Source organism: Hydrocoleum sp. CS-953 (assembly GCF_002260545.1).
GTDB lineage: Bacteria > Cyanobacteriota > Cyanobacteriia > Cyanobacteriales > Microcoleaceae > Trichodesmium.
On the sequence record NZ_LGSU01001135.1, the window covers coordinates 1 to 7,104 of the forward strand.

At 38.9% G+C, this 7,104-nt stretch carries 3 protein-coding genes and 1 pseudogene; all 4 read right to left on the bottom strand.

Going from position 1 to position 7,104, the window contains the following annotated elements:
• Positions 1–654: 654 nt before the first annotated feature.
• Positions 655–2,427, bottom strand: a complete 1,773-nt coding sequence (locus tag AFK68_RS17715; RefSeq protein WP_094673915.1) for a GspE/PulE family protein — start codon at positions 2,425–2,427, stop codon at positions 655–657.
• Between the two features lie 770 nt (positions 2,428–3,197).
• Positions 3,198–3,431, bottom strand: coding sequence for a hypothetical protein (locus AFK68_RS17720; protein WP_094673916.1), 234 nt, complete (start codon positions 3,429–3,431; stop codon positions 3,198–3,200).
• A gap of 381 nt (positions 3,432–3,812) precedes the next feature.
• Positions 3,813–4,865 carry a WD40 repeat domain-containing protein gene (locus tag AFK68_RS45620; RefSeq protein ID WP_094673918.1) on the bottom strand — a complete coding sequence of 351 codons (1,053 nt, stop codon included), beginning with the start codon at positions 4,863–4,865 and terminating at the stop codon, positions 3,813–3,815.
• 12 nt (positions 4,866–4,877) lie between these two features.
• A pseudogene (locus tag AFK68_RS45625) lies at positions 4,878–6,922 on the bottom strand (WD40 repeat domain-containing protein); the annotation flags it as partial.
• Positions 6,923–7,104: the final 182 nt, after the last annotated feature.

The following is a 7,104-nucleotide window of genomic DNA, read 5'->3' on the forward strand; positions in this document are numbered from 1 at the left end:
GAGTAGGGGAGTAGGGGAGTAGGGGAGAAATTAAAATGTATCCTCTTGATCGCCAAATATTTTATTTATACCTAATCATCCTGACATGATATTATACCATTTTGATAAATGTTTGCTACAAATAGGTAGGTGATTTTTTAGGAGTCAGGAGTCAGGAGTGAGGAGTCGTATGGGAATAGTTTTGATGCCATGCAAGTTTTGTTATAATCAGAACTTACGCAGGAAAACCCAGAAACCGGGTTTCTTGTAGACGTCTATTGCTCAAAACAACGATTTATCCTAGAAACCGGGTTTCTTTGCGTAAGTCCTAATAATAATGATTCAAAATTCAGAGGCACTGCTATATCAGTCTCTACTTGTTGCACGAATTAGTAGGGTGGGCAAATGTTAGTTGATTGAACATAGATATCTATTACTCAATATTTGCCCACCTCATTGATACTTGTCAAATTGGCAAATTAATAGGGAATTTCATAAGAAACATCTGATCGCTAATTACTATTTTAACTTCAACCCATATTTTGAGTATACAAAGCACTCCGTGGCAAAACACGTTGTACTTCTTCTACTGTTGTTATCCCTTGAGTCANTCAAATTGGCAAATTAATAGGGAATTTCATAAGAAACATCTGATCGCTAATTACTATTTTAACTTCAACCCATATTTTGAGTATACAAAGCACTCCGTGGCAAAACACGTTGTACTTCTTCTACTGTTGTTATCCCTTGAGTCACCTTTTCAATAGCAGCAGTTCGGAAAGAAACAAAACCATTTTTCTTCAAATAACGTTGCAACTGAGTCATTGTACCTTCATAAATCAATTCGCGAACAGTATCATTGACATCCAATAATTCTACAAGTGCTTCTCTACCAGAATAACCAGAATTGAAACAATTAGAACAACCACGACCCATACGCCATTTTCCTTGAATTTCATAATTGATACTCGGAGTAACAGCAGTCATTGTTTGCACGCTATGACCATTACCATTACCATTACTATTATTCAATATAGAAGCGTAAGCAGATGTGGTATTGCTAACAGCCCAATTGACAGCAGATAATGTTTGTGGCTTATCTAAACCCAATATTTGTAACTCTTCTTTGGTAGGAGTATGAGGTTCTCCACAGTGGGGGCAAATTTTCCTGACTAATCTTTGTGCAACAATACCCAAGAGCGCATCACTCATCAAAGCAGGGTCAGGACCAATATCCTTTAAGCGGGGAATAGCACCCATAGCATCATTAGTATGTAGAGTCGTCAATACTAAGTGACCAGTTAATGCAGCACGGACTGCTGTATCTGCCGTTTCGCGATCGCGTATTTCACCCATCATAATAATATCAGGGTCTTGACGCAAGATAGCCCGTAGACCAGCAGCAAAAGTCATTCCAGCCTTCTCATTAACCTGAGTTTGAGTAATCCCTGGCAATACATATTCTACCGGATCTTCAACAGTAACTACATTAACATTTTCCGTTGCCACCGATAACAAACTGGTGTATAAGGTACTTGTTTTCCCTGAACCAGTCGGACCTGTAAAAATAATCATTCCTTGTGGTTGGCGCAACAAATTTTTGTATACATTCAAACTGCGCTCAGAAAATCCCAACTTCTCTAAACTAGAAAAAGGATTTTTGGAAGTTAGTAACCTAATCACAACTTTTTCCCCACCAACACAAGGAAGGGTGCTAACACGCAAATCTAATCCTACATTAGAATCATCATTCTCTGCATATTGCTCGCTAATTCGCCCATCTTGAGGACACCTACTTTCTGCGATATCCATATCACACATAACCTTAATGGCAACTACTACTCGACGACCAATATCTGCTGGTAGGGTAGTAATATTTCTGAGGATGCCATCAATACGGTAGCGTACTCGCAGACCTTCCCCAGTGGGTTCAAGATGAATGTCACTAGCACGGTTACGCAGAGCGCCGGAAATGATTGTTTTAATCCGACCAATTTGGTCTGCTGCTTGGGAAAGATATAATTCTGTAGTGGCACAGACATCTTCTTCTTCTAACTCTCCAGTTAAAGGGTTAATTAATTGTGTGCCAGAAATAGATTTGGGGTCTATTTTTTCTCTATGAAACCAAGCGCTATAGCTCTTTTCCGCAATAGCAATAATTCTGATATCAGAAAAAGTACGATCGCTCATCTTTTTCATTTCATCAGCACATATATCTATAGGAGAGGCTAAGTAGTAGCAATTGCGCCACAGCAGCAAGGGAATAACTGGGGGTAAATCTTTTTGATCCGGAAATTCTCTAAAGAAGCGATATGCTACTTCTTTATCAAGTAGTTTGAGATTTAAAATTCCCCGTTGATCGACTAAATTTTCTAATGCTTCTTGGCAAGTAATTTCACGATTTCTTAATAGTTGCCAAGCGGATAAAACAGAAGTTGATGTACTCATAATGATTATGAATCAGAAATATTTGAAATAATGACCTGTCCTTAAGGACGAGGTATAAAATAATATTGCATGGAGGAGAAAATACTTTTTGTTCTCCTTCAACTTATGAGACTAACACTGTTGTGATGAAATTAAAACCCATTTATCATTTTGCTCTTGTATCGTAGTCCTGAGAAGGATTTTGCAGAGAATATCTTGAAAAAAGGCCAAGACTAACAGGGAATCAGAGAGCCAAAAAATTTTATAAACTTATAATCATAACCTGATAATTCTTTTTGTGACAATGAATTGATTTTCTGTATATACTGATACAAATTATTTTTTGTTTGATAATAGAGGAAATACTGTGTAATAATTTTCTTAAAACTGCTTCATGTCTCTCTCATTTTCCTATACTTCAGTTACTTTTTAAGGGGGGGGTTATTGAGAAGAACTTGTAGGGTGCGTTAGCGAGAATATCAACAAGTCTGAAATCAAGTTAATATTGCTACTGCTTAACGCACCATTGCAATTTATGGGTAAAACTGGTTTCGTTAGCTGGCTTACCTGAAACATGATTAGCGCTTTTTCATGTAGCTCCGCAAAACACACCCTACTAGACTGACACTTATGCAATGATGCGTTACGACGGATTGTTAAATCACTTTCACACGGAGTAATTGTAGCCGTCTAACGCACCCTACTGGACTGAAATTGTCATGGCCAATTTCGGGGCTGGTTTTTAGGACTGAACGCGCTTATATCAAGGCTCTTGGCTAAACCCGCCCCTACTACCTCAAACTCTCCAACAACTCCTCGGTAAATGGTTTTTCCCCTGCCTGGAGTGCTTTTATCCATTCTTGCCGTTGTGCTTTCTTCTCCTCATCATCAGTCCATTCTAGATAGAACTGAAAATCTGCGATCGCTCCTTCAATATCTCCTGTTAATGCTCTGGCAAGTCTCCGACTATCAAAAATATTGCCATCTTTAGGGCTAAGGGCGACTGCTTTTTCACAGGCAAACATGACATTAGTAGCTTGTTTATCAAGACTGCCCTGACGACAAAGTGTATTCCAATTATCAGCAGAAATTAGATTAGGGTCAATTTTTTCTGCTTGCTTGTAATATTTACAGCAATTTTGGAGGCGCGTGAGCTACAAAGCAAAGACTTCCAGTCTGTTGTAATTTTGGTAACACAAGCATCCTGCTTGTTACAGCAAACGAAGGCTGAACTGCAAAAACTGTACCTCAGCATCCTCAAAAGTGCTGTNAATTTTGGTAACACAAGCATCCTGCTTGTTACAGCAAACGAAGGCTGAACTGCAAAAACTGTACCTCAGCATCCTCAAAAGTGCTGTAACTGTATCTTTAACTTTAGCCTGTTTTAGAAACTCCCTTCCTTGAGATCAAAACTGATCTACTGCCTCATCTTGAGCTTTAACTTTTGGATCGATATTTTGCCAAATAGGAATCAATGCCATTTTGTCAAGTTCTTTTGCTCGTTGATACTTGTCTATTGCTGCCTCAATTTTTCCTTCTCTTGCCAGTTTTCTACCTTCCTGCATCAATTTTTCTGCCTCGAATAATGATTCTGCTCTAACTTTTGGCTTGAGGTTGAGGTTGGAATTCCATTTTAGCCCTTGATTAAATTTAGCTATTGCTGCCTTCAGTTTTTCTGCCTCCCCTTTGCTTTCCCTTGCCAGTTTTTCTCCCTCTATTACCAAACTGAGAGCTGCTGCTTCCTTCCGTTTATCGGTTTGGCAAATTCTGAGTTCTTCTAACTCCTGGGGATGGGAAATTAGGTAATCATTTAACAATTCGCAACCACGCTTGGTTAAATCTTCTATCCCCAAATGTAACCACAATTTTACCGTCTTCCCACGACTGGCAGTAGCAATTATTTCTCCATTAGGGCTAAATTCTACATCGGAGACTAAAGTCTTATATCCTGCTATAGTCTGCAACAACTTACCTTGTCGGTTCCACAATTTCACCGTTTTGTCATTACTTGCAGTTGCAATAGTCTTGCCATCAGAGCTAAAATCTACATCGGATACTGAACTCTTATGCCCTTTCAGAGTTTGCAACAACTCCCCCTGTTGGTTCCACAATTTCACTGTACTATCATCACTAGCAGTTGCAATAGTCTTGCCATCAGGGCTAAATGCTATATCAGAGACTCTTTTTTTATGACCTTCCAGAGTCTGCAACAACTCCCCCTGTTGGTTCCACAATTTCACCATACCATCATCACTAGCAGTTGCCATCCTCTCTCCATCGGAGCTAAAATCTACATCGGATATCCCACTATTATGAGCTTTCAGAGTTTGCAACAACTCACCCTTTTTGTTCCACAATTTCACTGTACCATCATCACTAGCAGTTGCAATACTCTCTCCATCATCGCTCAATGCTACACTATTGACAGAATTATCATATCTTTCCAAAGTCTGCAACAACTGACCCTGTTNGCCATCCTCTCTCCATCGGAGCTAAAATCTACATCGGATATCCCACTATTATGAGCTTTCAGAGTTTGCAACAACTCACCCTTTTTGTTCCACAATTTCACTGTACCATCATCACTAGCAGTTGCAATACTCTCTCCATCATCGCTCAATGCTACACTATTGACAGAATTATCATATCTTTCCAAAGTCTGCAACAACTGACCCTGTTGATCCCATAATTTCACTGTGCCATCATCACTAGCAGTTGCCATCATCTTTCCATCAGGACTAAATTCTACATCAGATACCGAGCTATCATATCCCTGTAGAGTTTGCAACAACTCACCCTGTTGGTTCCATAATTTCACCGTACTATCATCACTAGCAGTTGCCATCATCTTTCCATCAGGACTAAATGCTACGTCAGAGACCAAACTATTATACTCTTGCAGAATTTGCAACTCTTGCCCCTGTTGGTTCCACAATTTCACCGTGCCATCATCACCGGCAGTTGCCATCATCTTTCCATCCTGCCTCAATTCTACATCGGAGACCAAACTATTATGCCCTTTTAGAGTTTGCAACAATTCACCCTGTTGGTTCCACAATTTCACTGTACCATCATCACTGGCAGTTGCCATCATCTTTCCATCAGAGCTAAAATTTACATCCGAGGGGCGATCGTGATGGGCTTCGATAGTTTGCAACAATTCACCCTGTTGGTTCCACAATTTCACTATACCATCATCACTGGAGGTGGCAATAGTCTTTCCATCAGAGCTAAAATTTATATCCGCGAGCCTATTATCATGGGCTTCGATAGTTTGCAACAATTCACCCTTTTGGTTCCACAATTTCACTATACCATCATCACTAGCAGTTGTAATAGTTTTTCCATCAGGACTAAAATCTACATTGGAAATTCCACTATTATGACCTTTCAGAGTTTGCAACAATTCACCCTGTTGGCTCCACAATTTCACTATACCATCACTACTGGCAGTTGTAATAATCTTTCCATCGGGGCTAAAATCTACATGGGAAATTCCACTATTATGACTTTTGAGAATCTGTAATAACTGCCCCTGAAAGTTCCATAATTTTACTGTACCATTATCACTGGCAGTTAAAATAGTCTTTCTATCGGGGCTAAAATCTATATCAGAGATGCTACTATTATGACCTTTGAGAATCTGTAATAACTGCCCCTGAAGGTTCCATAATTTTACTGTACCATTATGACTAGCAGTTGCAATCATCTTTCCATCCTGACTAAATTCTACATCAGAGACTTTATTCTGATCCCTTGGCAAACGGTTAAACTCTCTAAACTCCTCATTTTGCTCACTTTTGTAAACTGCTACTCGTAGAACATCTGTAATAATGCTAGTTTCATTTGTTAATGGAAAACCATTATCTATTTGTTTTTGCCTAGCCTCCATTGCACTAATTAGTTCATCCAAACGCTGACCTAAAATAGAATGCGCTTTAGCTTCATTTGCCTTAGCTAACATAGTTTGCTTGTCTGCCAATCTTCTTTGTTTGTCTGCTCTTCTTCTTTCATATATGGCATCTAAACCAAACACCGTCATTCCTATTGCCAATACTGCCATCACTAAGGCAGCAGCAACTGAACCTCTAACCAGTCGTTTTTGCAACTTTTGTCGTTCTTCCCGCTCCTGTTTTAGTTCTTGTAGTATTCCTACCTCTTTTCTTTGCCGAATAAACCCAACCAAATAATCATGTACTAACTGATAGTGATCTGCTGGATTTTGGGGCAACAAAAATACCAAACCAGAATCTACAAAAATATTTAATACTAACTCTAACTCTGCTGCACTAAAATTACTTTCTTTCACCAACTCTACTTTAGTTTTCAAGGGGCGAGTATTATTTTCATCAGTGAACAATAGTAAGACTAACCAAGCTAATTTTTCATTTTCTGCCCCACAGTCTCTCACCACTTCTGCTAAATATTTATCCACCAATTTTGCTTTAGGATTATCTCCTAATTCTTGATATTTTGCCAAAGTAGTAATATTCTCTCTTTGCAATTGCGCTCCCATAACTTGCAACTCAATCGGACGAATTTTTCCCAACTCCTCAGCTAAGTCTTCTACTAACTTTTCTGTCAGTTCTGAATCTATTTTAAATTGTGATTTTTCTGTTAATCCTTGAATTACTGATTTTGCTTGTGAAGGGGTAAAATTCCCTAAGCAATAAATTACATTTTTACTTAATATATCAT

Bases quoted from the DNA above. Each gene is read 5' to 3' on its own strand.
- AFK68_RS17715 (WP_094673915.1), bottom strand. From the start codon at position 2,427: ATGAGTACATCAACTTCTGTTTTATCCGCTTGGCAACTATTAAGAAAT.
- AFK68_RS17720 (WP_094673916.1), bottom strand. From the start codon at position 3,431: ATGTTTGCCTGTGAAAAAGCAGTCGCCCTTAGCCCTAAAGATGGCAAT.